This window comes from Klebsiella africana, assembly GCF_020526085.1.
In the GTDB taxonomy this organism is placed as follows: Bacteria; Pseudomonadota; Gammaproteobacteria; order Enterobacterales; family Enterobacteriaceae; genus Klebsiella; species Klebsiella africana.
This window is the reverse complement of the sequence record NZ_CP084874.1, coordinates 709,258-734,897: the sequence shown is the minus strand read 5'-3', so window position 1 is coordinate 734,897 and position 25,640 is coordinate 709,258. Positions and strand designations below refer to the sequence as shown.

The 25,640-nt window shown below is 57.6% G+C and carries 26 protein-coding genes; 10 read left to right on the top strand and 16 right to left on the bottom strand.

Annotated features, from left to right (window positions below; translation table 11 throughout):
• Positions 1 to 71 precede the first annotated feature (71 nt).
• Positions 72 to 194: a hypothetical protein gene (locus LGL98_RS03610; RefSeq protein ID WP_004217169.1), complete on the bottom strand. Its 123-nt coding sequence runs from the start codon at positions 192 to 194 to the stop codon at positions 72 to 74.
• A gap of 20 nt (positions 195 to 214) precedes the next feature.
• Here LGL98_RS03610 and LGL98_RS03605 point away from each other — a divergent pair, with 20 nt between their 5' ends.
• A complete protein-coding gene (locus tag LGL98_RS03605) occupies positions 215 to 775 on the top strand; it encodes a DsbA family protein (RefSeq protein ID WP_004150918.1) in 561 nt (186 codons plus the stop codon).
• Positions 776 to 822: 47 nt separating this feature from the next.
• Entirely contained in the window at positions 823 to 1,689 is an 867-nt protein-coding gene (gene yghU, locus LGL98_RS03600; RefSeq protein WP_136031420.1) for a glutathione-dependent disulfide-bond oxidoreductase, read from the top strand.
• 72 nt (positions 1,690 to 1,761) lie between these two features.
• Here yghU and LGL98_RS03595 read toward each other — a convergent pair whose 3' ends face one another.
• The 5 genes from LGL98_RS03595 to exbB all read right to left on the bottom strand — a co-directional run bounded on the left by LGL98_RS03595 (position 1,762) and on the right by exbB (position 4,935).
• A complete protein-coding gene (locus LGL98_RS03595; protein ID WP_002916743.1) occupies positions 1,762 to 2,049 on the bottom strand; it encodes a DUF2623 domain-containing protein in 288 nt (95 codons plus the stop codon).
• 78 nt (positions 2,050 to 2,127) lie between these two features.
• Positions 2,128 to 3,015, bottom strand: coding sequence for a YghX family hydrolase (yghX, locus tag LGL98_RS03590; protein ID WP_136031418.1), 888 nt, complete (start codon positions 3,013 to 3,015; stop codon positions 2,128 to 2,130).
• A 121-nt stretch (positions 3,016 to 3,136) separates the two neighbouring features.
• Positions 3,137 to 3,631: a TIGR00645 family protein gene (locus LGL98_RS03585; RefSeq protein WP_004105804.1), complete on the bottom strand. Its 495-nt coding sequence runs from the start codon at positions 3,629 to 3,631 to the stop codon at positions 3,137 to 3,139.
• Positions 3,632 to 3,771: 140 nt separating this feature from the next.
• Positions 3,772 to 4,197, bottom strand: coding sequence for a TonB system transport protein ExbD (exbD, locus tag LGL98_RS03580; RefSeq protein ID WP_002916785.1), 426 nt, complete (start codon positions 4,195 to 4,197; stop codon positions 3,772 to 3,774).
• A gap of 6 nt (positions 4,198 to 4,203) precedes the next feature.
• On the bottom strand, positions 4,204 to 4,935 hold the full coding sequence (gene exbB, locus LGL98_RS03575; protein ID WP_117126495.1) for a tol-pal system-associated acyl-CoA thioesterase: 732 nt from the start codon (positions 4,933 to 4,935) through the stop codon (positions 4,204 to 4,206).
• Positions 4,936 to 5,185: 250 nt separating this feature from the next.
• On the opposite strand from exbB, the gene metC reads away from it, so the two are divergent.
• The gene (gene metC, locus LGL98_RS03570) at positions 5,186 to 6,373 is read left to right on the top strand and encodes a cystathionine beta-lyase (RefSeq protein ID WP_117126493.1); all 1,188 of its coding nucleotides are present in this window, start codon (positions 5,186 to 5,188) and stop codon (positions 6,371 to 6,373) included.
• 131 nt (positions 6,374 to 6,504) lie between these two features.
• On the top strand, positions 6,505 to 7,164 hold the full coding sequence (gene yghB / locus LGL98_RS03565; RefSeq protein WP_025710489.1) for a DedA family general envelope maintenance protein YghB: 660 nt from the start codon (positions 6,505 to 6,507) through the stop codon (positions 7,162 to 7,164).
• A 49-nt stretch (positions 7,165 to 7,213) separates the two neighbouring features.
• On the opposite strand, the gene LGL98_RS03560 is transcribed toward yghB, so the two are convergent.
• Complete coding sequence (locus tag LGL98_RS03560; protein WP_136031416.1) at positions 7,214 to 8,113, bottom strand: AraC family transcriptional regulator; 900 nt, start codon at positions 8,111 to 8,113, stop codon at positions 7,214 to 7,216.
• Positions 8,114 to 8,309: 196 nt separating this feature from the next.
• On the opposite strand from LGL98_RS03560, the gene yqhD reads away from it, so the two are divergent.
• Both yqhD and dkgA read left to right on the top strand, forming a co-directional pair.
• Positions 8,310 to 9,473 (top strand): alcohol dehydrogenase, encoded by a 1,164-nt coding sequence (gene yqhD / locus LGL98_RS03555; RefSeq protein ID WP_136031415.1) that lies wholly within the window; start codon positions 8,310 to 8,312, stop codon positions 9,471 to 9,473.
• 145 nt (positions 9,474 to 9,618) lie between these two features.
• Complete coding sequence (gene dkgA, locus LGL98_RS03550; RefSeq protein ID WP_080897356.1) at positions 9,619 to 10,446, top strand: 2,5-didehydrogluconate reductase DkgA; 828 nt, start codon at positions 9,619 to 9,621, stop codon at positions 10,444 to 10,446.
• Positions 10,447 to 10,532: 86 nt separating this feature from the next.
• Here dkgA and LGL98_RS03545 read toward each other — a convergent pair whose 3' ends face one another.
• From LGL98_RS03545 to LGL98_RS03520, 6 genes are all read right to left on the bottom strand, one after another.
• Positions 10,533 to 12,806 (bottom strand): YgiQ family radical SAM protein, encoded by a 2,274-nt coding sequence (locus tag LGL98_RS03545; protein ID WP_168435286.1) that lies wholly within the window; start codon positions 12,804 to 12,806, stop codon positions 10,533 to 10,535.
• 33 nt (positions 12,807 to 12,839) lie between these two features.
• Positions 12,840 to 14,252 (bottom strand): cell division protein FtsP, encoded by a 1,413-nt coding sequence (gene ftsP / locus LGL98_RS03540; protein WP_136031411.1) that lies wholly within the window; start codon positions 14,250 to 14,252, stop codon positions 12,840 to 12,842.
• 83 nt (positions 14,253 to 14,335) lie between these two features.
• Positions 14,336 to 15,073, bottom strand: coding sequence for a 1-acylglycerol-3-phosphate O-acyltransferase (plsC, locus tag LGL98_RS03535; RefSeq protein ID WP_119620999.1), 738 nt, complete (start codon positions 15,071 to 15,073; stop codon positions 14,336 to 14,338).
• A 191-nt stretch (positions 15,074 to 15,264) separates the two neighbouring features.
• Positions 15,265 to 17,523, bottom strand: coding sequence for a DNA topoisomerase IV subunit A (gene parC / locus LGL98_RS03530; protein WP_136031409.1), 2,259 nt, complete (start codon positions 17,521 to 17,523; stop codon positions 15,265 to 15,267).
• A gap of 121 nt (positions 17,524 to 17,644) precedes the next feature.
• Positions 17,645 to 18,514, bottom strand: a complete 870-nt coding sequence (locus tag LGL98_RS03525; protein ID WP_136031406.1) for an AraC family transcriptional regulator — start codon at positions 18,512 to 18,514, stop codon at positions 17,645 to 17,647.
• Between the two features lie 77 nt (positions 18,515 to 18,591).
• Entirely contained in the window at positions 18,592 to 18,987 is a 396-nt protein-coding gene (locus LGL98_RS03520) for a YgiW/YdeI family stress tolerance OB fold protein (protein WP_002916833.1), read from the bottom strand.
• A gap of 150 nt (positions 18,988 to 19,137) precedes the next feature.
• Between LGL98_RS03520 and qseB the strand changes: the two genes are divergently transcribed.
• The 4 genes from qseB to LGL98_RS03500 all read left to right on the top strand — a co-directional run bounded on the left by qseB (position 19,138) and on the right by LGL98_RS03500 (position 22,223).
• The gene (gene qseB, locus LGL98_RS03515) at positions 19,138 to 19,797 is read left to right on the top strand and encodes a quorum sensing response regulator transcription factor QseB (RefSeq protein WP_136031405.1); all 660 of its coding nucleotides are present in this window, start codon (positions 19,138 to 19,140) and stop codon (positions 19,795 to 19,797) included.
• Positions 19,794 to 21,140: a quorum sensing histidine kinase QseC gene (gene qseC / locus LGL98_RS03510; protein ID WP_136031403.1), complete on the top strand. Its 1,347-nt coding sequence runs from the start codon at positions 19,794 to 19,796 to the stop codon at positions 21,138 to 21,140. Before qseB ends, qseC begins: the two co-directional genes overlap by 4 nt.
• A 106-nt stretch (positions 21,141 to 21,246) precedes the next feature.
• Complete coding sequence (locus LGL98_RS03505) at positions 21,247 to 21,828, top strand: NAD(P)H-dependent oxidoreductase (protein ID WP_025710499.1); 582 nt, start codon at positions 21,247 to 21,249, stop codon at positions 21,826 to 21,828.
• An 80-nt stretch (positions 21,829 to 21,908) separates the two neighbouring features.
• Positions 21,909 to 22,223 (top strand): putative quinol monooxygenase, encoded by a 315-nt coding sequence (locus LGL98_RS03500; RefSeq protein ID WP_136031400.1) that lies wholly within the window; start codon positions 21,909 to 21,911, stop codon positions 22,221 to 22,223.
• A gap of 71 nt (positions 22,224 to 22,294) precedes the next feature.
• Here LGL98_RS03500 and parE read toward each other — a convergent pair whose 3' ends face one another.
• Genes parE through cpdA form a run of 3 tightly spaced genes read right to left on the bottom strand, consistent with a single transcriptional unit; the run spans position 22,295 to position 25,623 of the window.
• The gene (gene parE, locus LGL98_RS03495; protein WP_136031398.1) at positions 22,295 to 24,190 is read right to left on the bottom strand and encodes a DNA topoisomerase IV subunit B; all 1,896 of its coding nucleotides are present in this window, start codon (positions 24,188 to 24,190) and stop codon (positions 22,295 to 22,297) included.
• 30 nt (positions 24,191 to 24,220) lie between these two features.
• Complete coding sequence (yqiA, locus tag LGL98_RS03490; protein ID WP_136031396.1) at positions 24,221 to 24,796, bottom strand: esterase YqiA; 576 nt, start codon at positions 24,794 to 24,796, stop codon at positions 24,221 to 24,223.
• Entirely contained in the window at positions 24,796 to 25,623 is an 828-nt protein-coding gene (gene cpdA, locus LGL98_RS03485; protein ID WP_136031395.1) for a 3',5'-cyclic-AMP phosphodiesterase, read from the bottom strand. Before cpdA ends, yqiA begins: the two co-directional genes overlap by 1 nt.
• Between the last annotated feature and the right edge of the window lie 17 nt (positions 25,624 to 25,640).

Here is a 25,640-nt window from a genome sequence, read left to right as displayed (position 1 = left end):
CTGACCTCAAATTAATGCAGCCCGGGCAGTTGGCGAAACAAAACTCCCTCTTCTTATCCTGCCGCAGGCACTTACCAGACAGAGGTGTAACGATGATACCACTCATTCGTTTCGCTAATCGTGCCGTTAAGGAAAATAACCCTGCAGCCGGAAACAAAAGTGATATCGTTATCGGTGATATAACAAAAAAACAACGCAACATCAGGAGTCGACAATGAGCACACCCTCGCATCTGAATGCCCAACCGCTGGTCTGGGGACACGGCCCGCGGACGTTTGAGGTGTTCCTTGAGCCCACCTGCCCCTACTCTGTCCGCGCGTTTAATAAACTCGACGATCTGCTCGATGAGGTCGGCGCCGATAACGTAACCATCAAGATACGCCTGCAGTCGCAGCCGTGGCATCTGTTCTCCGGGGTGATTGTCCGCTGCATCCTCGCCGCGTCCACCCTGCCGCATGGCAGAGAGCAGGCGCATAAGGTGATGCAGGCCGTGGCAGACCATCGGGAAGAGTTTGAGTTTACCGATCACTGCAGCGGGCCGAACATGAACGCCACGCCGCAGCAAATCATTGAGCGCATTGAACGCTACAGTCACGTGCTGCTGGGGGCTGCCTTTGCCCGCCCGGAGCTGCAGGACGTGATCAAGTGGCACAGTAAATACGCCCGTCAGAACGGTATCCATGTCTCCCCGACCTTTATGGTCAACGGCCTGGTGCAGCCGGATCTCGGCAGCGGCGATGATGTCAGCGTGTGGGCCGCGCGGATTATGGCCTGAGGTCACCTGCTACACTTTTTGTACATCCACGAAAAAGGCAAACCAGCATGTCAGAGCAAAACTACCAGCCACCAAAAGTGTGGGAATGGAAGCAAAACAGCGGCGGCGCGTTCGCCAACATCAACCGTCCCGTTTCCGGCGCGACTCATGAACGCGTCCTGCCGGTGGGAACCCATCCGCTCCAGCTTTACTCACTCGGCACGCCCAACGGCCAGAAGGTGACCATCATGCTGGAGGAGCTGCTGGCGCTGGGCGTCAGCGGCGCGGAATACGACGCCTGGCTGATACGCATTGGCGAAGGGGATCAGTTTTCCAGCGGCTTTGTCGAGATCAACCCGAACTCGAAGATCCCGGCCCTCAGCGACCATTCCACCACGCCGCCGACCCGGGTATTTGAGTCAGGCAGCATTCTCCTGTATTTAGCGGAAAAATTTGGTTTCTTCCTGCCGAAAGATCCTGCCGGTCGCACCGAAACCCTCAACTGGCTGTTCTGGCTGCAGGGCGCAGCGCCGTTCCTCGGCGGCGGCTTTGGCCACTTCTATAACTATGCGCCAGTGAAGATCGAGTACGCGATCGACCGCTTTACGATGGAAGCCAAACGCCAGCTCGACGTGCTGGACAAACAGCTCGCCCGCGGTCGCTATGTGGCCGGCGAGGAGTACACTATCGCTGATATGGCTGTCTGGCCGTGGTATGGCAACGTAGTGCTGGGCAATGTCTATAACGCGGCGGAGTTCCTCGACGCGGGGAGCTATAAAAACGTACTGCGCTGGGCGCAGGATGTCGGCAACCGCCCGGCCGTCAAGCGCGGACGTATCGTCAACCGCACCAATGGCCCGCTCAATGAGCAGCTGCATGAGCGCCATGATGCCCGCGACTTTGACACCCAAACGGAAGATAAGCGCCAGGCGTAAGGTCTTCACCCCTTCCCGCTGACGGGAAAGGGTTCCCACCACAGGACGGTTCCGCCTGCGAAGCCGTCCTGTTTAGCTTTCCAGCCGATAGCCCGCCAGAAAATAGCGCATCGCCATACCCGACCCACCTTCTTTGAAGAAATCCATCACCATATCTCTGTCAAGGCCATAGCGACGGGTCAGGATCCCCGCCTCCCACGCGCTGAGCTGACGGTCACCGGTTTTTTCAAACATGCGGTGCGAGTAGCCGAGCACAAACCCGCGTTTATAGTCGGCGCAAAAATTCGCCGCATGCGCGGCGGTGTCAGCATAGGATGCCTGTAGCCCCGCCATTAACCCTTTACCAAAATGATTTTCCATCGCGCCCTCCCAATCGTTATATAACAAATTATATAGCGTTTTTTTGAGCGAGCGGTAGCGCTATTTATGACGTTTGCACTAGCGTAAATACTTCTCAAACCATGCCAGCGTGCGTTGCCAGGCCAGATCAGCCGCAGCCCGATCGTAGCGCGGCGTGGAATCATTATGAAAGCCGTGATTCACGCCCTGATAGAAATAGGCCTCGTAGACTTTATGGTGTTCCTTCAACGCCTGCTCATAGGCGGGCCAGCCTTCATTAATGCCGCTATCGAGGCCGGCATGGTGCAGCAGCAGCGGCGCTTTAATTTTATCGACCTCGTTCAGCGGCGGCTGGCGACCGTAAAACGGCACCGCACAGGCTAGCTCCGGGATCGCCACCGCCGCCGCGTTGCTGACGCCGCCGCCGTAACAAAACCCGGTGATACCAACCTTCCCCGTCGCCTGTGGATGCTTCGCCATAAACGCGACCGCCGCAAAAAAATCATTCATCAGTTTCACGGGATCGACTTTCTGCTGTAGCGCTCGGCCTTCATCATCATTCCCCGGATAGCCGCCGACGGCGCTCAGGCCATCCGGCGCCAGCGCGATGTACCCCGCTTTCGCTACCCGTCGGGCTACGTCTTCAATATAGGGATTCAGGCCGCGGTTCTCGTGTACCACCACAACGGCGGGCGCTTTGTCGGCTATTTTTGTCGGCGTCACCAGGTAAGCCCGCACTTCGCCGTGACCGTCAGGAGAGGGATAATGAATATACTCCGGGCGGATATCCGGGTCGGTGAACGGTACCTGCTCTGCCAGGGCATAGTCGGGCTTCAGCAGATTAAACAGCGCCAGCGCGGTCATCCCGCCGACAGTATATTTCCCCGCCAGCCGGAGAAACTCGCGTTTACTGATTTTGCCGTGGGCATAGTAGTCATAATACTCGAGCAACTGCTGCGGGAAATCTTTGGCCGTTAATCGCGTCATCACCCTGCCTCCGTTGTTAAGCGCCCTTTAAGCAAAGCAGAAGCTCGGGCATACGCCAGCCCAGAAAAGCATGAAACGGGGAGAAACAGCCCAGCGGCTAACACCGCCGGGAGAGAAGGGATCAGTGTTTCACTTTGGTCAGACGATCAAGGTAGCCCATCACAAAGGCCGACAGCACGAAGGTCAGGTGGATAATCACGTACCACATCAGCTTATTGTCCGGGACGTTTTTCGCATCCATAAACACCCGCAGCAGGTGAATAGAGGAGATCGCCACGATGGAGGCGGCAACCTTATTTTTCAGCGAAGTCGCGTCCATTTTGCCCAGCCAGCTGAGTTTTTCTTTACCCTCATTAATATCCAGCTGCGAGACAAAATTTTCATATCCAGAGAACATCACCATCACCAGCAAACCGCCCACCAGGGTCATATCCACCAGCGACAGCAGGGTCAGAATCATATCCGACTCACTGACGCTAAAAATATGCGGCAGTATGTGGAAGATCTCCTGAAAAAATTTGATGGTCAGCGCAATCAGACCGAGCGAGAGGCCAAAATAAACCGGCGCCAGCAGCCAGCGCGAGGCGTACATAGCATTTTCCAGAAAGCGTTCCATAAGATCCTGTCAGTTAACAATAAGAAGCGACATTATATCCCAGACAGATAACGTGATGGCAACGCCAGGCCAACACTTCGCGGGCAAACGGCCATAAAAAAGGCCGGCGCGCGGCCAGCCTTTTCAGGAAAAAAATCGGGTTATTTGGCTTTGACGGTCTCTTCGCCCACCAGCCCGATCTTGAGATAACCCGCCTGATGCAGGGTATCCATCACTTTCATCATCGTCTCGTAATCAACGGTTTTATCCGCGCGAAAGAAGACGGTGGTATCTTTTTTGCCAGCAGTCAGGCTATCCAGGGCGTTAATCATATTCGCTTCGGTAACCGGGTCGTTGCCGAGGAACATGCTCTTATCCGCCTTCACCGACAGGTAGATGGGTTTTTCCGGTCGCGGTTGCGGCTGGCTGGAGGAGGCCGGCAGATTGACCTTCACGTCGACCGTCGCCAGCGGCGCGGCCACCATGAAGATAATCAGCAGAACCAGCATGACATCGATAAACGGCGTCACGTTGATCTCATGCATTTCGCCGTTATCGTCCAGATTTTCATTAAGACGCATCGCCATAGCCGATCAACCTACCCGTAATTTCTGCGCGCTGCGCACCGGCTTCACGCCGCTGGCGCTGAGGTCCAGGTCACGGCTTTGCAGCAGGAGTACCTGAGCGGCGACGTCGCCGAGCGAAGCCTTGTAGCTGCCGATCATGCGGGCGAAAATGTTATAGATGACCACCGCCGGGATAGCGGCGAACAGGCCGATGGCCGTCGCCAGCAGCGCTTCCGCGATGCCCGGGGCCACTACCGCAAGATTGGTGGTCTGGGTCTGGGCGATACCGATAAAACTGTTCATGATGCCCCAGACGGTCCCAAACAGGCCCACAAACGGGGAAATGGCGCCGATGGTCGCCAGATAGCCGTTGCCGCGCCCCATATGGCGACCGACCGCCGCAACGCGACGCTCAAGGCGAAAACCGGTTCGTTCCTTGATGCCTTCATTGTCTTCGGCACCGGCAGAGAGTTCGAGTTCGTTCTGCGCTTCATTGATAAGCAGGGTGGTGAGGCTTTTCGCCTCAAAGGCGCTGGCAATATCGCTGGCCTGATCGAGAGAGCGGGCTTCCGCCAACTGCTGCTGTTCACGTTTGAGGCGACGCTTGCTGGCGAGGATTTCCGCCCCTTTACCGAAGAAGATGGCCCATGTGACGACCGACGCCAGAATCAGGCCAATCATCACCACCTTAACGACAATATCGGCATGATGATACATACCCCAAACGGAGAGATCCGCCTGCATCAAATTATTACCCACGCTCTATCTCCACGACGATAATCACAAAATCTGCCCACAATAATATCAAAACGGCATCGAATTGATAGTGGTTCTCATTAGTATTTACACTGTGCAGCAAATCACGTTTATTTTCCTTGCGCTTACGCAGTAAAAAAGCGGCTAACCGCGGGCCTGGTAAAATTTTCGCCTGTATCGGCGGTGCGCTGGTACAGAAAAGAAGATTCATGTTAGTTTAGACGTCCAGACGTATAAAAACAGGTTCATCAACATGGCTGATAAACATCTTGATACCGCGCTGGTCAACGCCGGGCGGAGCAAAAAGTACACCCAGGGCTCAGTGAACAGCGTTATCCAGCGCGCGTCATCGCTGGTTTTCGACACCGTCGAGGCCAAAAAACACGCCACCCGTAACCGGGCTAACGGCGAGCTGTTTTACGGGCGCCGCGGCACCCTGACCCACTTCTCGCTGCAGGAAGCGATGTGCGAGCTGGAAGGTGGCGCCGGCTGCGCCCTCTTCCCCTGCGGCGCCGCGGCGGTGGCCAACACCATTCTGGCGTTTGTCGAGCAAGGCGATCATGTGCTGATGACCAATACCGCCTATGAGCCAAGCCAGGACTTTTGTACCAAAATTCTCGCCAAACTCGGCGTCACCACCAGCTGGTTCGATCCCTTAATCGGCGCCGATATTGCCCGTCTGGTTCGCCCTGAGACCCGCGTGGTGTTCCTTGAATCGCCCGGCTCGATCACCATGGAAGTGCACGATGTGCCGGCGATTGTCGCCGCCGTGCGTGAGGTCGCCCCGGAAGCGATTATCATGATCGATAACACCTGGGCGGCGGGGATCCTGTTTAAAGCGCTGGATTTTGGCATCGATATTTCCATTCAGGCAGGCACCAAATATCTGATCGGCCATTCCGACGCCATGGTCGGCACCGCGGTGGCGAACGCGCGCTGTTGGCCGCAGCTGCGTGAGAATGCCTACCTGATGGGGCAAATGCTGGACGCCGATACCGCCTATATGACCAGCCGCGGCCTGCGCACCTTGGGCGTGCGCCTGCGTCAGCACCATGAAAGCAGCCTGCGCATCGCCGAGTGGCTGGCGCAGCACCCGCAGGTGGCGCGGGTAAACCACCCCGCCCTGCCCGGCAGTAAAGGTCATGAGTTCTGGAAACGTGATTTCACCGGCAGCAGCGGCCTGTTCTCGTTTGTACTCAACAAGCGCCTCAATGATGCCGAACTGGCGGAGTACCTCGACAATTTCAGCCTGTTCAGCATGGCCTACTCGTGGGGTGGCTTTGAGTCGCTGATTCTGGCCAACCAGCCGGAGCAAATCGCCCACATTCGACCGGATGCTGAAGTCGACTTCAGCGGCACGCTGATCCGCCTGCACATTGGCCTCGAAAATGTTGACGATCTGCAGGCGGATTTAGCAGCAGGCTTCGCGCGTATCGTGTAAAGTGACAGTCAGTGGCAACAATAGCGGACGCTTTTTAGCAAAGCGGCCGCTTTTGTTGCGCCCGGGATCAAGGTGCTCGGGCCTCTTCAGGAGTACACTAGTCAACAATACGGTACCACTTAGGAAAGTCCATGGTTGTCATTCAAGAGATTGTCGCCGCGCTGTGGCAACATGATTTTGCCGCATTGGCGAACCCTCACGTTGTGGGCGTTGTATATCTGGTTATGTTCGCGACCCTGTTTCTGGAAAACGGGCTGCTGCCCGCCTCCTTTTTACCGGGAGACAGCCTGCTGCTGCTCGCCGGCGCGCTGATTGCTAAAGGCGTCATGGACTTTGTGCCCACTATCGCCATTCTGACTGCCGCCGCCAGCCTCGGCTGCTGGCTGAGCTATGTGCAAGGGCGCTGGCTGGGCAATACGCAAACGGTGAAAGGCTGGCTGGCGCATCTGCCGCACAAATACCATCAGCGCGCCACCTGCATGTTTGACCGCCACGGCCTGCTGGCACTGCTCGCGGGCCGTTTTCTGGCGTTTGTCCGCACCCTGCTGCCAACCATGGCCGGGATTTCTGGCCTGCCGAACCGCCGCTTCCAGTTCTTCAACTGGCTGAGCGCCCTGCTGTGGGTCTGTGTGGTGACGGGTCTTGGCTATGCGCTGAGCATGATCCCCTTTGTGAAGCGCCATGAAGATCAGGTGATGACCTGCCTGATGATCCTGCCAATTGTCCTGCTGCTGGCGGGCCTGCTCGGCACGCTGTTCGTGGTCATTAAAAAGAAATATTGCAGCGCCTGACGCTTATCAGCCGGGGGGCCTGCGCCCGCCCGGCTTGCCCTTCCTGATATTACATTCCCTGCATCGTGCGAATACGCGCGGCGTCTTCTCCCGGCGTCAAACCGAAGTAGCGCTTAAACTCGCGGCTGAACTGCGAAGGGCTTTCATATCCCACCCGCATCGCCGCCGCGCTGGCCTTCATGCCGTCATGGATCATCAGCATCCGCGCTTTGTGCAAACGGTAGTTTTTCAGATACTGCAAAGGAGAAGTGCTGGTCACCGCTTTAAAATTATGGTGAAACGCTGACACGCTCATATTCGCTTCCGCCGCCAGCCGATCGACGCTGAGGTTTTCGGTGTACTGGCTTTCGATATGCTTGAGCACGCGGCTTATCAGGCTGAAGTGGGTCTGCCGGCTGACCAGTGCCAGCAGCGCGCCACCGCAGGGCCCCATCAGCACATAATAGAGAATTTCGCGGATGATCTGCTTGCCAAGAATACGGGCATCCAGCGGCCGCTCCATCACATCGAGCAGCCGTTCGGCAGCGCACAGAATATCCTCCGAGAGTACCGCCGAGTTTATCCCACTGGAGGCGACCGCGGGCTGAAACAGCGGATCTTCACCAATATCCATCAGCAGCTCTTGCAGCTGCAGGATATCAACGTTCAGGCGCATCCCGGCGAGGGGCACCTCCGGGGTGGCAAAGGTTTCGCACTCGAAGGGCAGCGGTACGGTCAGCAGCAAATATTCATTTGTATCGTAGCGAAAAGTTCGTTCATTGATATAACCAATTTTATGGCCGGAAAAGAGAAAAACGATCCCCGGCTGATACATCACCGGCGTCCGGGCTCCCGGCTGCGTCCCATACAGCAAGCGAACGTCAGGCAGCAGCGAACTTAACCTTTCGTGCTTATCTTTCAATTGATTAACTTTATCCGTCAATGTCCGACATATCTCTGCGTGTTGCATTGCCAGCGTCTCTCCCGATGTTTCTTCACCTGTACATTGTGCGCAGGCCGCTGCAAATTCTCCAGCCATATGGAGAAATAGGCAAGACATCGGCAGAAATGTGCATTGAGGGTCAACGGCGCCAGGACCACAATAAACGTCATCTGGCAGCGGTATCGTCCCTGCCGGCGGTTTTACTCTTTGGAGGACTCAAGCAATGAATAATTTCGACCTGCATACCCCAACCCGCATTCTGTTTGGCAAAGGCGCGATTGAAAAGCTGCGTGAACAGATCCCGGCAGAAGCCCGCGTTCTGGTGACCTACGGCGGCGGCAGCGTGAAAAAAACAGGCGTCCTGGATCAGGTCCTCACCGCCCTGAATGGTCTGGATGTCCTTGAATTTGGCGGTATCGAGCCGAACCCGTCTTACGAAACCCTGATGAATGCGGTGAAACTCGCCCGCGACGAAAAGGTCACCTTTCTGTTGGCGGTCGGTGGCGGTTCGGTGCTGGATGGCACCAAGTTTATCGCTGCGGCAGCCCACTACGACGCCGCTATCGATCCGTGGGAAATTCTGGAAACCTATGGCAGCAAAATTGCCAGCGCCATTCCAATGGGCTCGGTACTGACTCTGCCGGCGACCGGTTCTGAATCCAACAAAGGCGCGGTCATTTCGCGGAAAACCACCGGCGACAAACGCGCGTTTATGTCTTCGCACGTCCAGCCGCAGTTCGCAATCCTCGATCCGGTTTATACCTACACCCTGCCGCCGCGCCAGGTCGCGAACGGTGTGGTTGACGCCTTCGTCCATACCGTCGAGCAGTACGTCACCTACCCGGTGGACGGCAAAATCCAGGACCGTTTCGCCGAAGGCATTCTCCTGACCCTGATCGAGGATGGCCCGAAAGCCCTGCAGGAACCGGAGAACTATAACGTGCGCGCCAACATTATGTGGGCGGCGACGCAGGCGCTGAACGGCCTGATCGGCGCAGGCGTGCCACAGGACTGGGCGACGCATATGCTCGGCCACGAGCTGACGGCGATGCACGGCCTGGATCACGCCCAGACGCTGGCTATCGTACTGCCGGCGCTGTGGAATGAGAAACGCGATGCCAAGCGCGAGAAACTGCTGCAGTATGCCGAGCGCGTGTGGAATATTACCGAAGGCTCTGACGACCAACGTATCGATGCCGCCATCGCCGCAACGCGTCAGTTCTTCGAGCAGATGGGCGTGCCGACCCGTCTTTCCGATTACGGTCTCGACGGCAGCTCTATCCCGGCGCTGCTGGCGAAACTGGAAGAGCACGGCATGACCAAACTGGGCGAACATCAGGATATCACGCTGGACGTCAGCCGTCGTATCTACGAGGCAGCCCGCTAAGTTATCCCCGCCAGATTCACCTCTCCTTACGTTAAACAAACGTCAGGGAGAGGTGTTTTTACTACCGTTTTTAGCTATTTCGTCCAGACTTAATGCTACCCCTCGGCGGATTCTACCCCGCCGAGTTCATTAACAGGAGGAAGGCATGACACATCCAACCGTTATAAAACTACACGACGGCAACCTGATGCCGCAGCTGGGTCTCGGCGTGTGGAAAGCTGGCAACGAGGAAGTCGTCTCCGCCATTCATAAGGCGCTGGAAGTCGGTTATCGCTCTTTTGACACCGCCGCCGCGTACCAAAATGAGACCGGCGTCGGCAACGCGCTGCATAGCGCAGGCGTTAATCGCGATGAGCTGTTCATCACCACCAAGCTGTGGAACGACGATCAAAAACGGCCGCACGAAGCGCTGAAAGAGAGCCTCAGCAAGCTGAAGCTGGACTATGTGGATCTCTATTTAATTCACTGGCCGGTGCCGGCGATCGGCCATTACGTCGACGCCTGGCAGGCATTGATCGAGCTGCAGCAGCAGGGGCTGACCAAAAGCATTGGCGTGTGCAACTTCCAGGTCCCGCATCTGCAGAAGCTGATTGATGAAACCGGCGTCGCCCCGGTGATCAATCAGATAGAACTCCATCCACTTATGCAGCAGCGTCAGCTACACGCCTGGAACGCCACCCACAAGATCCAGACCGAATCCTGGAGCCCGCTGGCCCAGGGCGGCGAAGGCGTCTTCGATCAAAAAGTCATCCACCAGCTCGCCGATAAGTACGGCAAAACGCCGGCGCAAATCGTCATTCGCTGGCATCTTGATAGCGGTCTGGTGGTGATCCCGAAATCCGTGACGCCGTCGCGTATCGCGGAAAACTTTGACGTCTGGGACTTCCGTCTCGACAAAGATGAGCTGGGAGCAATCGCGAAGCTGGACCAGGGTAAACGTCTCGGCCCTGACCCGGATCAGTTTGGCGGCTAATACGTAAAAAAACCGGACAGCGCTGACGCGCGTCCGGCTCTCCAACTGGCCCGGTCAGCGAAGCGCTACCGGGCACAACGTCAGGCTTAACGCCCGGCGACTTTACCGCGTTTGACGGGCTTTTTCGCCGTTGCTCCACCGTTAGAACGCTGATGCACAATCGGTGTGTGCTTGGTTAGCGCCGGACGCGTATGGCGGTTCTGGCGACGTGCTTCGCGCATTTCGTCCAGGGTTGGCGCCGGCACCAGGCAGTCGCGACGGGAGCCAATCAGGTGCTTCTTGCCCATCGCCTCCAGCGCCTGACGGATCAGCGGCCAGTTTGCCGGATCGTGGTAGCGCAGCAGCGCTTTATGCAGACGGCGCTGTTTATCGCCCTTCGGCACTACCACCTCTTCGCTCTTATAACCAATTTTACCCAGCGGGTTCTTGCCGGTGTAATACATGGTGGTCGAGTTCGCCAGCGGCGACGGATAGAAGTTCTGCACCTGATCGAGACGGAAGCGGTGCTTCTTCAGCCACAGCGCCAGGTTCACCATATCTTCATCACGGGTCCCCGGGTGGGCGGAGATAAAGTACGGGATCAGATACTGCTCTTTACCCGCCTGCTTTGAATAGGTGTCGAACAGCTCTTTAAAGCGGTCGTAGCTGCCCATCCCCGGCTTCATCATCTTCGACAGCGGCCCCTCTTCGGTATGCTCCGGGGCGATCTTCAGATAGCCGCCGACGTGGTGAGTCGCCAGCTCTTTGATATAGCGCGGATCTTCGACCGCGATGTCATAGCGTACCCCGGAGGCAATGAGGATCTTCTTGATGCCCTTCAGCTCACGGGCACGGCGATAAAGATTGATCGTCGGCTCATGGTTGGTATCCATGTGCGGGCAAATATCCGGATAGACGCAGGAGAGACGGCGGCAGGTCTGCTCAGCGCGTGGCGATTTACAGCGCAGCATATACATGTTGGCCGTTGGCCCGCCGAGATCGGAGATCACGCCGGTAAAGCCGGGCACGGTGTCGCGAATGGCCTCGATCTCATTAATGATCGAATCCTCAGAACGGCTCTGGATAATGCGTCCCTCGTGCTCGGTGATCGAGCAGAACGAACAGCCGCCGAAGCAGCCGCGCATAATATTGATTGAGAAGCGAATCATCTCATACGCCGGGATACGCGCATCGCCGTAGGAAGGATGCGGCACACGCTTGTATGGCAGCGCGAAGACGCTGTCCATCTCTTCGGTGGAGAGCGGGATTGCCGGCGGGTTGATCCAGATATAGCGCTCGCCATGCTTTTGCATCAGCGCCCGGGCGCAGCCAGGGTTGGTTTCGTGGTGCAAAATACGCGAGGCGTGAGCGTACAGGACTTTATCGCCTTTCACCTTCTCGAAGGAGGGCAGCAGCACATAGGTTTTTTCCCATGGTTTGGGCCGCGGCGGCTGCACGGTAATGCTTTTCGCTTCCTGTTTTTTCGGCGCGACCGGTTTGTTATCGGCGCACGGCAGATCCTCACCATACGGATGGGGGATGGGGTCAATTTTACCGGGCGTATCCAGACGGGTGGAATCCACGCCGCTCCAGCCCGGTAGCGCCTCTTTTACCATGATGGCGGTATTGCGCACATCGCGGATCTGATCGATGGTTTCACCCATCGCCAGGCGATGGGCCACTTCCACCAGCGGGCGCTCGCCGTTGCCGAACATCAGCATATCGGCTTTAGCGTCCACCAGCACCGAGCGGCGCACAGTGTCGGACCAGTAATCATAGTGGGCGGTACGGCGCAGGCTGGCTTCGATGCCGCCGAGGATCACCGGCACATCTTTCCACGCCTCTTTACAGCGCTGGGTGTAGACGAGGGTGGCGCGGTCCGGACGTTTGCCCGCCACGTTACCCGCCGTATAGGCATCGTCATGACGCAGCTTACGGTCGGCGGTGTAACGGTTGATCATGGAGTCCATGTTGCCGGCGGTCACGCCGAAGAACAGGTTCGGTTTGCCCAGACGCATAAAGTCGTCTTTGCTGTTCCAGTCCGGCTGGGAGATGATCCCTACCCGGAAACCCTGCGCTTCCAGCATGCGGCCGCAGATAGCCATCCCGAAGCTCGGGTGGTCGACGTAGGCGTCGCCGGTGACCAGAATAATGTCGCAGCTATCCCAGCCAAGTTGATCCATCTCTTCACGCGACATCGGTAAAAAGGGCGCAGGGCCAAAACAGGCAGCCCAGTATTGCGGCCAGGAAAAAAGGTCACGATCCGGTTGGATCAGGGATATTGCGCTCATATTGCTTCCGGGGAAAATGATAAAAAAATAACCAAAAGGGCGTGGATTATAAGCCGGAATGATAGTGGAAATGAAGGAGGATTTTCTCAAACCCTGACCGTGCGCCGGCCAGGGTCAAAGAGATTACGGCGCGGGATTCACCAGCATCTGGCCAATCGAACCGCGATCGGCAAGCTCCAGCGTCTGGCTCAGATACTGGAACGGGAAGTGCGGCCACGACGGTTGGGCGTAGTAGACCAGCAGCTCAACCTGCCCATCGACCCACACGGTGTCCTTCCAGCCGCGATCTTCCGGGAAAGGAGACGAGCCGTTGACGTTTCGGATCTGGAACATCACCCCTTCAATATGGAACGACTGCGGGCGGTCGGCACGCACCGTCCAGCGCTCCCAGGTCCCCTGCTGCGCCGTGATATCGATACGCTGCGGATCCCATAGCTGGCCGTTGATGCCCGGATCGTCACCGAGAGTGATATCCCGGCTGCGGATTGGCGTGCCGGAGAGCAACTCGGTCGGTAGCAGACGCACCGGCAGACTGTCGGTCACCAGCGGCAGCAGTCCGGTCGGGCGTAGCGTCAGCACCAGCGTGGAAACCAGAATGCTGGACGGTTCAAAAAAGCCGCGGATACGGTCGACAATGCTCGCCGCTTCGCCACAGGTAATGGACACTTCATCACCGTTGGTCATATCGACCAGAATTTCACGCCGTTCCCCTGGGGCCAGCGACAGCTGCTTGAGCGAAACCGGCGCCGGCAGGAACCCCTGGTCGCCGGAAATGACATGCAGCAGCCGGCCATCACTCATCTGCAGCTGATAGCGCCGGGAATTGGAGGCGTTCAGCAGTCGCAGACGCACCCAGCCGCGCGACACTTCGACATACGGGCTCTGCACACCGTTAACCAACAGTGTGTCGCCAACAAAGCCGCCACTTCCAGGTTCGCTATACTCCGGCGTGCCGAAGTTATCCAGGCGTTTGTCCTGAATAATCACCGGAAAGTCATCAACGCCGTAATGATTGGGGATCGGTAGATTCTTGCTGACCTCGTCTTCCACCAGCCACATACCCGCCAGACCGTTGTAAACCTGTTTCGCCATTCGGTTCGGCGTGTTGGCCTGATACCACAGCGTCGCCGCGCTCTGGCGGATAGGCAGCACTGGCGCCCAGTCGGCGTTCGGCGACATCATGCGCGCCGCGCCGCCAATCAGCGGGCCAGGCACCTGCAGACCGCGGATGGTCATCGCCACGTTCTCCGTCAGCCGGTTGCTGTAGATAAGCTTGACGTCGTCCCCGTTCCAGACGCGGATCGTTGGCCCCATATAGCGGCCATTGATCCCCCAGACAGGGGTGCGGGTGCCAGGGGTAAATGACCAGTGCGAACGCTGCAGCGTCAGGAATAGCGGCTGGCCGCGACGGGATTCCAGCAGCGGCGGAACCGGCAGCGCAGGCTGCTGGCCGGCGGCATGGGCCTTCAGCGGCGCGGCGCCAGCGCACAGCGCTACGCCGGAAGCCTTAATAAACTGACGCCGACTGAGTGACATATTAACTCCATGACATACTGACAAATGAAAAAGGGAATTCGTTTCCCGCCAGCAATACGCACGCGTTGGCGGCGTTTCCTGTTTTATTGCTTTCCGGCCGCTTCGCGCTCAGCCACTTCGTTGTCCAGCTCAGCAATTTTGGCGGCCATCAGTTCGCGGCAATGCGTCGCCAGCGCGCGCACGTTGTCTTTACCGAACTGAGTGGTATCCACCGGCGGCAGCATTTCCACAATCACCAGACCGTTATTCCAGCGATTGAGCTTTATTTTATTCGATGTATTCGAGACACACACCGGAATAATGGGTACCCCGGCGGCAATAGCCGCGTGAAAGGCGCCGGTTTTAAACGGCAGTAGGCCGCGGCCGCGGCTGCGGGTCCCTTCCGGGAACATCCAGAACGAAATTTTACGCTTTTTAAAGGCGTTGACGACCTCGGCAATGGTGCCGTGCGCTTTGGTTCGATTATTACGGTCAATCAGCAGATTACCGGTCAGCCAGTACAGTTGGCCAAAGAACGGGATCCACAGCAGGCTCTTTTTACCGACGGTGACCGTCGGAGCCTGCACGATATTCGACGCCGTCACCATATCATAGTTGTTCTGGTGGTTAGCGATGTAGATCGCGTTGCCATAGCTTTCCGCGTCGGCAGGTTTGCGTAGCTCTACCTTGAGGCCAAATACCGGAGATAAACGGCCAAACAGATGGCCAAAAGTGGCAACGTGTTTTGGATTACGCGGGCTGAACAAGCAGTACAGACAGCCAAGTACGCACACTACGATGCAATAAATGACCACGAAAATTACTCGAAAAATGAATAGCATAGCTACCTCTAAAACCCAAACCGCTTAGAATTATTCGCTGCTGGCAGAAGGCAGGCTCACAAGTTCTGCGCAGGCCGGGACCGTTCTTCCTGGGTCCCTGATGATGGACATTGTTAATCGCAACGCCTGAATAAACAACGATTTTGCGGCATTTTTTCGTCTCCTCCCGTCAAAGACGGGAGGAGACGCGCTTACTCTTCGCTATCGCCTGCCGCGGCGCGGCGCGGCGAGTCAATTTCCACACGGTCAATCTTCTGCAGCCCGCGCATCAGCGAACCGCGGCGGCCGCGCTCGCCGGTGACTTTTTGCAGCTCTTCCGGACGCAGTTTGATCTTCCGTTTACCGACGTGAATGGTCAGCGTACTCTGCGGCGGCAGGACAAACAGATGTGCCAGACCGTCCTGGCCGGCGGCGGCTTCCGCCGCAGGAATGTTGATGATTTTGTTGCCCTTGCCCTTCGACAGCTGCGGCAGATCGCTAACCGGGAACATCAGCATCCGCCCGGCGGCGGTGATGGCCAGCAGCATATCGGACTCATCCTCAATCACCAACGGCGGCATCACGTGGGCGTTGTCAGGCAGGGTGATCAGCGCTTTACCGGCACGGTTGCGCGCCACCAGATCGTTGAAGGTGCAGACAAAACCGTAGCCGGCGTCGGAGGCCATCAGCAGTTTCTGATCGTCGCCTTCCATCAGCATATGTTCCACAGTCGCGCCCGGCGGCAGCGTCAGCTTACCGGTCAGCGGCTCTCCCTGGCCACGCGCAGAAGGCAGGGTAATCGGATCGATGGCATAACTGCGCCCGGTGGTATCGATAAACACCACCGGCTGGTTGCTCTTGCCCTTCGCCGAGGCTTTCCAGCTGTCGCCCGCCTTATAGCTCAAGCCCTGGGCGTCAATGTCGTGCCCTTTGGCACTGCGCACCCAGCCCATCTGCGACAGGACGATAGTCACCGGCTCAGACGGCAGCATGTCATGCTCGCTCATCGCTTTCGCTTCTTCACGCTCGTGAAGCGGCGAGCGACGGTCGTCGCCGAAGGCATCGGCATCGGCCTGCAGCTCTTTTTTCAGCAGGTTGTTCATCTTACGTTCAGACGCCAGAATCGCCTGCAGCTGGTCGCGCTCTTTTTCCAGCTCGCTCTGCTCGCCGCGGATCTTCATCTCTTCCAGTTTGGCGAGGTGGCGCAGCTTTAATTCGAGAATCGCTTCCGCCTGGGTTTCGCTGATGCCAAAACGCGACATCAGGGCTGGCTTCGGTTCATCTTCGGTGCGGATGATCTCAATCACTTCATCGATATTGAGAAACGCCACCAGCAAACCTTCAAGGATATGCAGGCGCTTCAGCACTTTCTCTAACCGATGATTCAGACGGCGACGCACGGTATCGCGACGGAACACCAGCCACTCGCTGAGGATCTCCAGCAGGTTTTTCACCGCCGGGCGTCCGTCGAGGCCAATCATATTGAGGTTGATGCGGTAGCTCTTCTCCAGATCGGTGGTGGCGAACAGGTGGTTCATCACCTGTTCCATATCCACCCGGTTGGAGCGCGGGACAATCACCAGACGGGTCGGGTTTTCGTGGTCCGATTCGTCGCGCAGATCGTCAACCATCGGCAGCTTTTTATTGCGCATCTGTGCCGCAATCTGCTCCAGCACTTTGGCGCCGGAGACCTGATGCGGCAGCGCGCTGATCACCACCGCGCCGTCCTCTTTACTCCACACCGCGCGCATGCGCACTGAGCCGCGTCCGTTCTGGTAGATTTTGCGAATTTCCGCCCGCGAGGTGATGATCTCCGCCTCGGTCGGGAAATCCGGCCCCTGAACGATATCCAGCAGTTCGTCGAGGGTCGTTTTCGGCTGCTCAATCAGCGTAATCGCCGCTTTCGCCACTTCACGCAGGTTGTGCGGCGGAATATCGGTCGCCATGCCCACCGCGATGCCAGTGGTGCCGTTCAGCAGGATGTTCGGCAGGCGCGCAGGCAGCATTTTCGGCTCCTGCAGCGTACCGTCAAAGTTTGGTACCCAATCGACGGTGCCCTGCCCCAGTTCGCTGAGCAGCAGTTCGGCGTATTTCGACAGGCGGGACTCGGTGTAACGCATCGCCGCGAAGGATTTCGGATCGTCCGGCGCCCCCCAGTTCCCCTGGCCGTCTACCAGCGGGTAGCGGTAAGAGAACGGCTGCGCCATCAGCACCATCGCTTCATAGCAGGCGCTGTCGCCGTGCGGGTGATATTTACCCAGTACGTCGCCGACGGTGCGGGCGGACTTTTTGAATTTGGCGCTGGCATTCAGCCCCAGCTCGGACATCGCATAGACGATGCGACGCTGGACCGGTTTTAAGCCATCGCCAATAAACGGTAATGCCCTGTCCATGATCACGTACATGGAGTAGTTCAGGTAAGCATTTTCCGTAAATTCATGCAGCGCAAGGCGCTCTGCCATATCGCTCATTAATCGTGGATCCTCAATCTGGGTACCGACCGTTCGGACGGCAAAACTACCCGCGATAATACCCGATCTCACGCCCTGAGTCACAGGCCGTGAGATCGGCTGAGGATTCCGTCACGCTTAATCAGGCCAGCGGCAGATAAATATCGGTTTGCAGTTCATGCTCAGCCACCTCATGGACAAAATTGAGGTAACGGAAGTACACCGGAAAATCCCGTAACGTCTCGCCTGAAGCGGGTAACCAGTCGCGATAGAGAAACCAAACGCTGTTCGCCAGCGTGTCCAGCGAGCCGTGATGGCGCACGACGGCGCAGCGTCCGCTGGGGATTTCGCCGTTAATCACGCCAAAGGCGTTTTCACCGACCGGCCCAGCGACCGTACCGCAGATATCAAAACGAAATGCCTCCTGCGGGGTAGTCTGCGGATCGTCCCAGGCGATCCCCCAGGTATCGCTGGTGGCGACGGGCGATAATCCGCTCGTCTTACGCCAGGCGATAAAACGCGCGGCGGTGGCGTTGACAAGGTCCGGGCTGCCGCGATGTTGCAGTACGGCTATCCGGGTGGTGGGGAACGAAAGAATGTTGACGTCCATCGACGTTTGCTCCTGTAGCGTATGTTTCGGTACGCGTCGATGCCACTCGGCCCAGTCCGGTTGTTGACGGAATTGGGTCGGGCTTTGGTCAAACGCGGTACGGAAGGCACGACTGAACGACTCCGCATTCTGAAAGCCGGCATCAAGGGCAATATCGATGACTTTATCGCGGGGGTTAAACGCCAGGCGCCAACAGGCGCGTCGCAGACGCAACCACTGAATATACCGGTACAATGGAATGCCGGTATAAGCGCTAAATTGCCGGTGAAAATGGTAAGGCGAACTGTGCGCTATCGCGCTCAGCGTCTCCAGCGACAGCGGCTCATCAAGATGGCGCGCAATGTACCTACAGACGCGCTGGAAGCGCCCGACATACGCCGGGCTGGCCTTAATATCGTTCATCGTCTCCTCCTCGCGACATACTCTGACAGAGCGAGGATCGCGGTTCCTGACCGATCTTGCGCTTATCCGACGGAGACTTATGGCGCGATTTTACGGATCTGTTTAACGTCGATTTCTACCGAGTTCCAGTCCTTATCGACTTCCCCCTGAATTTCTACTGTGTCCTGCGGGCCAACGGTCACGCCGTTCCAGCGCTTGTGGTCGATATCGACATTGATCACCCCGGAAGCATCCTGGAATTTATAAAGGTCATCAGAGATGCGCTCGACGATTTTACCGCGCAGGGTCACCCAGGTGTCATCACGCAGCGACTTGGCGTTTGCCACGGTGGTCACCGCGCCGCTCGGCCCGGTGAAGCCGCCGGCCTGGGTGGTAGTGGTAGTAGACGGTCCGGTGAATCCCCCCTGCCCGGCGGCCAGTACCGGCATGGAAACCAAAGCAATAATCGCGGTCATCGCAGCAATTTTTTTCATCTTATATTCTCCCTTTTGTGTTGGTATGGCTCCTATTACGCCCGACAAAACTTAACGACTTCTTAAGCGGAAAAAAGAAATTTTAATGCTGTACATTCCCCGCTTCAACGCGGTTTACTGCGCAAGGAAACAGGATCGTTGGAGGGAAACATGCGCATATTACTGGTGGAAGATGACAAGCTTATCGGCGACGGCATCAAGGTCGGGCTGAGCAAAATGGGCTTTAGCATTGACTGGTTTACCGCCGGGCTGGAGGGCAAGAACGCCCTATACAGCGCCCCCTACGACGCCGCAATCCTTGACCTCACCCTGCCCGGCATCGATGGCCTCGATATTCTGCGCGAATGGCGCGACAAAGGCCGCCATGAGCCGGTGCTGATCCTCACCGCCCGCGATGCCCTTAACCAGAGAGTGGAGGGCCTGCGCCTGGGCGCAGATGACTACCTGTGCAAACCTTTCGCCCTGATTGAGGTGGCGGCGCGCCTCGAAGCGTTGATCCGCCGCGCTCACGGCCAGAGCAGCAGCGAGCTGCGCCACGGCAAGGTGAGCCTCGACCCGAACCGCTTAACCGCCAGCCTCGACGGCGAGAGCCTGGTGCTAAAGCCGAAAGAGTTCGCCCTGCTGGAACTGCTGCTGCGAAATGCTGGTCGCGTACTGCCGCGTAAGCTTATCGAAGAAAAGCTCTACACCTGGGACGACGAGGTCTCCAGCAACGCCGTGGAAGTTCACGTCCATCACCTGCGCCGCAAGCTCGGCAGCGACTTTATCCGCACCGTCCACGGCATCGGCTATACCCTGGGTGATGCATGAAACGACTTGTCCGCCTGAGCCTGCGCCTGCGCCTGACGCTGCTTTTTGCTGTGCTCACCGCGGCCGCCTGGGGAGTGGCCAGCGTGATCGCCTGGCAGCAAACCAGCAAAAAACTGGATAAGCTGTTTGATACCCAGCAGTTGCTGTTCGCCCGCCGCCTGAGCGCCATGCATTTCGATGAACTTCGCGCCCCACCCTCGCTCGGAGAAAAGAAAAAAGTACGCCACGGTCACATCGACGACGACGCGCTGGCGTTCGCCATCTTCACCCGCGACGGCAACATGGTGCTTAACGACGGTGAGAACGGAGAAGATATTCAGTGGAATTCGCAGCGCGAGGGGTTCAGCAATGGCTATCTGCGTGACGACGATGACGAGTGGCGTTTCCTGTGGTTAACCACCGCCGATGGCCGCCACCGCATCGCCGTCGGTCAGGAGTGGGATTACCGGCGCGAAATGGCAATGGATATCGTGACCTCGCAGCTGACCCCGTGGATGATCGCTCTGCCGCTGATGTTCGTACTACTTATCGTGTTATTAAGCCGCGAACTGGCGCCGTTGAAAAATCTGGCGCGTACGCTGCGCCTGCGCGCACCAGACTCAGCGGAATCGCTCAGTGTGGAGAAGATCCCCTCCGAAGTCCGCCCGCTGGTCGAGGCTCTGAACCAGCTGTTCCAGCGCACCCATGACGCCATGCTGCGCGAGCGTCGCTTTACCTCGGATGCCGCCCATGAGTTACGCAGCCCGCTGGCAGCGCTGAAGGTACAGACTGAAGTCGCCCAGCTCTCTATGGACGATGCAGAAGGGCGTGAGAAAGCGCTGGCCCAGCTTCACCAGGGGATCGATCGCGCCACCCGGCTGGTGGATCAACTGCTGACGCTGTCGCGGCTGGATTCGTTCGCCCAGCTGGACGACGTGCAGAAGATCGCGCTTGATGACCTGTTACAGTCAGCGGTGATGGAAATGTACCACCCGGCACAGCAATCCGGCATTGAGCTACGCCTGCATCTCAATGCCAGCAATATCGTCCGCACCGGCCAGCCGCTGCTGCTCAGTCTGCTGGTGCGCAACCTGCTGGATAACGCGGTGCGCTATAGCCCGCGCGGCAGTCAAGTCGATATCACGCTCAACGCCCGCGAGTTCCGGGTGCGCGATAACGGCGCAGGCATTAGCCCGCAGGCGCTCTCACGCATTGGCGAGCGTTTTTATCGCCCGCCGGGGCAGGAGGCGCCGGGCAGCGGCCTGGGCTTGTCGATCGTCCGGCGCATCGCCTCGCTGCACGGCATGCAGGTTGTTTTCGCCAACGCGCGCGACGGCGGCTTCGAAGCCCGCGTGTACTGGTAGCGAGATTATTGCACATTTGGCAAAAGACTTTGCACATTTTGCTCATTTTACTGCCCCGCTTCGCGGGGTAAGATCGGTGGCAAATTTTCATATGTGAGGGTAAAAAATGAGCAACATCCTGATTATCAATGGGGCGAAAAAGTTCGCACACTCTAATGGCCAGCTGAACGACACCCTGACCGAGGTCGCGGAGAGTTATCTACGCGACGCCGGACACGATGTTAAAAGCGTTCGCGCCGAAAGCGAGTACGACGTAAAAGAAGAAGTGCAGAATTTCCTGTGGGCCGATGTGGTGATCTGGCAGATGCCGGGCTGGTGGATGGGCGCTCCGTGGACGGTGAAGAAATATATGGATGATGTCTTTACCGAAGGCCACGGCTCGCTGTACGCCAGCGATGGCCGTACCCGCTCCGACGCCAGCAAAAAATATGGCTCCGGCGGCCTGGTGCAGGGGAAAAAATATATGCTTTCTCTGACCTGGAACGCGCCGATGGAAGCCTTCACCGACAAAGAGCAGTTCTTCCACGGCGTCGGCGTTGACGGCGTTTACCTGCCGTTCCATAAAGCCAATCAGTTCCTCGGCATGGAGGCGTTGCCGACCTTTATCGCCAACGACGTGATTAAAATGCCCGATGTCCCACGGTATATCGCAGAATATCGCAAGCATCTGGCGGAAATTTTTGGTTAACTAGAGGTCTAGCTCTACATATTTCGAGTTATTCGAACCTGGAGTATGACGAGATCCACACAGAAGGAGTTGAGTTAACCATGTTAACAGTGATTGCAGAAATCCGTACCCGCCCGGGCCAACACCACCGCCAGGCGGTTCTCGATCAGTTCGCGAAAATCATTCCGACCGTTTTGCAGGAGGCCGGCTGTCACGGCTATGCGCCCATGGTAGATCATGCCGCCGGCGTCAGCTTCCAGACCACGGCCCCCGACTCTATCGTCATGGTGGAGCTGTGGGAAAGCGTCGCCCATCTTGAAGCACACCTGCAGACGCCACACATGAAAGCCTGGTCGGAAGCGGTCAAAGGCGATGTGCTGGAAACCACCATCCGTATCCTGCAGGCTGGCGTTTAAGTCCGCCGATTCAGTATTGCAATGAAAAAGGGAGCCAAAGGCTCCCTTTTACGTTTGGCGCTCGTCCGGACTTATACGTCCAGATCCGCCATATCGCCCTTCTCCTGCAGCCAGTTGCGACGGTCTTCGGAACGCTTCTTGGCCAGCAGCATATCCATCATCGCCGTGGTCTGCTGCTCGTCCTCATCGCTTATCACCAGCTGCACCAGGCGGCGGGTATTCGGGTCAAGGGTGGTTTCCCGTAGCTGCATCGGGTTCATCTCACCGAGACCTTTAAAGCGCTGGACGTTTGGCTTGCCCTTCTTGCGCTTCAGCTGCTCCAGCACGCCAGTTTTTTCTTCTTCCGTCAGCGCGTAGTAGACCTCTTTACCAAGATCGATACGGTACAGCGGCGGCAGCGCCACGTAGACGTGCCCCTCTTTCACCAGGGTACGGAAATGTCTTACGAACAGCGCGCACAGCAGGGTGGCAATGTGCAGGCCATCGGAGTCAGCATCCGCCAGAATACAAATTTTGCCGTAGCGCAGCTGGCTTAAATCATCGCTATCCGGGTCAATACCAATCGCCACCGAAATGTCGTGCACTTCTTGCGAAGCTAACACTTCATCGGAAGAGACTTCCCAGGTATTAAGGATCTTGCCTTTCAGCGGCATGATCGCCTGATATTCGCGATCGCGCGCCTGCTTGGCTGAGCCGCCCGCCGAGTCCCCTTCGACGAGGAACAGTTCGGTGCGATTCAGGTCCTGGGCGGTACAATCCGCCAGTTTCCCCGGCAGCGCCGGACCGCTGGTCAGCTTTTTACGTACCACTTTTTTGGCGGCGCGCAGACGACGTTGGGCGCTGGCAATAGCCATTTCTGCCAGTTGCTCTGCAGCCTGTACGTTCTGGTTCAGCCACAGGCTGAAGGCATCTTTCACCACGCCGGAGACGAACGCCGCGCACTGGCGCGACGACAGACGCTCTTTGGTCTGTCCGGCGAACTGCGGATCCTGCATCTTCACCGACAGCACGTAGGCGCAGCGATCCCAGATATCTTCCGCTGACAGCTTCACGCCGCGCGGCAGGATATTACGGTACTCGCAGAACTCACGCATTGCGTCCAGCAGCCCCTGGCGCAGGCCGTTGACGTGCGTCCCCCCCTGCATGGTCGGGATCAGGTTGACGTAGCTTTCGGTCAGCAGTTCGCCCCCTTCCGGCAGCCACAGCAGCGCCCAGTCCACTGCCTCCGTCTCGCCGGAGAAAGTGCCGACAAACGGTTTTTCCGGCAGCAGCGGCAGGCCATTCACCGCTTCGCTCAGGTAGTCGTTAAGGCCATCGGCATAGCACCAGCTCTGTTCGCTGTTGTTAACCTGGTCGCGGAAAACAATTTCCACGCCCGGGCACAGCACCGCTTTCGCTTTTAACAGGTGGGTCAGACGTGAAACGGAAAAGCGCGGGCTGTCGAAGAAACTTTCGTCCGGCCAGAAATGGACGCTGGTCCCGGTGTTGCGTTTGCCGCAGGTGCCAGTGACGTGCAGGTCTTCTACTTTCTCACCGTTTTCAAAAGCGATGCTGTAGACCTGACCATCGCGGCGCACGTTAACTTCCACCCGTTTTGACAGGGCGTTGACCACCGAGATCCCCACCCCGTGCAGGCCGCCGGAAAACTGGTAGTTTTTATTGGAAAACTTACCACCCGCATGCAGCCGGCAGAGGATAAGCTCAACCGCCGGCACCCCCTCTTCCGGGTGGATGTCGACCGGCATCCCGCGCCCGTCGTCGATCACTTCGAGAGACTGGTCGGCATGAAGGATAACTTCCACGCGTTTGGCGTGGCCTGCCAGCGCTTCATCCACACTGTTATCAATAACTTCCTGACCAAGATGGTTAGGACGGGTGGTGTCGGTATACATGCCCGGACGGCGGCGCACCGGCTCAAGCCCGGTGAGTACCTCAATGGCATCAGCATTATATGAAGATTGCGTCATGGTGTGTATTCGTAGGTCGTTCAGGGCCGTTTAGCGCAGGCCGAGAAATTCGATAATCTGGGTGAAATGATCGTCAAAGCCGACAAATGCGTGATTACCGCCCTCCTCCACCGTCTGCCGGCAGGAGGCGTAGTAATGAACGGCCTGGCGGTAATCAAGCACTTCATCCCCGGTCTGCTGCAGCAACCAGAGTAAATCCGGCGCTTCGAGCGGGTCGATTTGCATGACTTTGAGATCGTAAATATGGCGAGACTCTAGCACATATTGTTGCCCGGTGTATGGATTCTCATTGTGGCCGAGAAAATTGTTTAGTAGTTCAAACGGCCGCACCGCCGGGTTAACCACCACCGCCGGCAGCATAAAGCACTGCGACAGCCAGGTCGCGTAGTAGCCGCCCAGCGACGACCCTACGACCCCCAGCGGTTCGCCGCCGTGCTCCAGCACAATGGACTCCAGCAACTCCGCCGTTTCCGCCGGATAAGGCGGCAGCTCCGGCACCACCATGGTGATGTCGGGATAGTGCTGCGACAGCCAGGTCTTTAACGCCATCGCCTTCGCCGAGCGCGGAGAGCTGTTAAAGCCGTGCAGATAAAGGAGCGTCGCCATCAGTAGCCTTCTGAAGCAATATCCGGGTGGAACTCGGCGCCTTCCAGCCGGCACACTTCGGTGGTCAGCGTCCCGTCAGGATGCAGCTCCAGCCAGCGCCAGCCCGGCGACACCGTATCAAGGGTGAAGTTGGCGCAGTGCGGTTTGAACTGGACGCAGGTCGACGGCGTCGCCATCATGCGCCGACCATTCCAGTCCAGGTCAAGCTCCTGATGAATATGGCCGCACAGCAGGTGCTTCACCCGCGGCCAGGCGCTCAGCGCGCTGTCCAGCGCACCGGCGTTGCGCAAGCTATGTTGATCCAGCCAGCTACAGCCGGCCGGTAGCGGATGGTGATGTAACAGGAGTAAGGTATAGCGCTCCGGCGCTTCCGCCAGTTTCTGTTCAAGCCACTCTAGCTGGAAGTCGCTCAGTTCCCCATGGGGAACGCCAAACACCTGGCTGTCGAGTAGCAGGATCTGCCAGTGGTCGCCGAGAAACACGCGCTTGGCCGGGGAAATACCCGACTCCTGCAGCGTGCTGTACATCGCCGGCTGGAAATCATGGTTGCCTGGTAGCCAGACGCAGGGTGCAGCAAAACTCGCGATACCCTCAGCAAAATGCTGATAGGCCGCGGAAGAGTGGTCCTGCGCCAGATCGCCTGTTGCGACAATTAAATCGCATGGACGCTGTGAGGCATGAATAGCCGACAGTACGGCCTGATAACTTTCCCAGGTATTAATGCCTAACAACGTTTCATGTTTTTCAGCAAACAGGTGAGTATCAGTAATTTGTAAGATCCTGACTCTGGCCTCACCAGCCAGAGGTAGGTTTAACAGGCTTTCCAAATGGTGTCCTTAGGTTT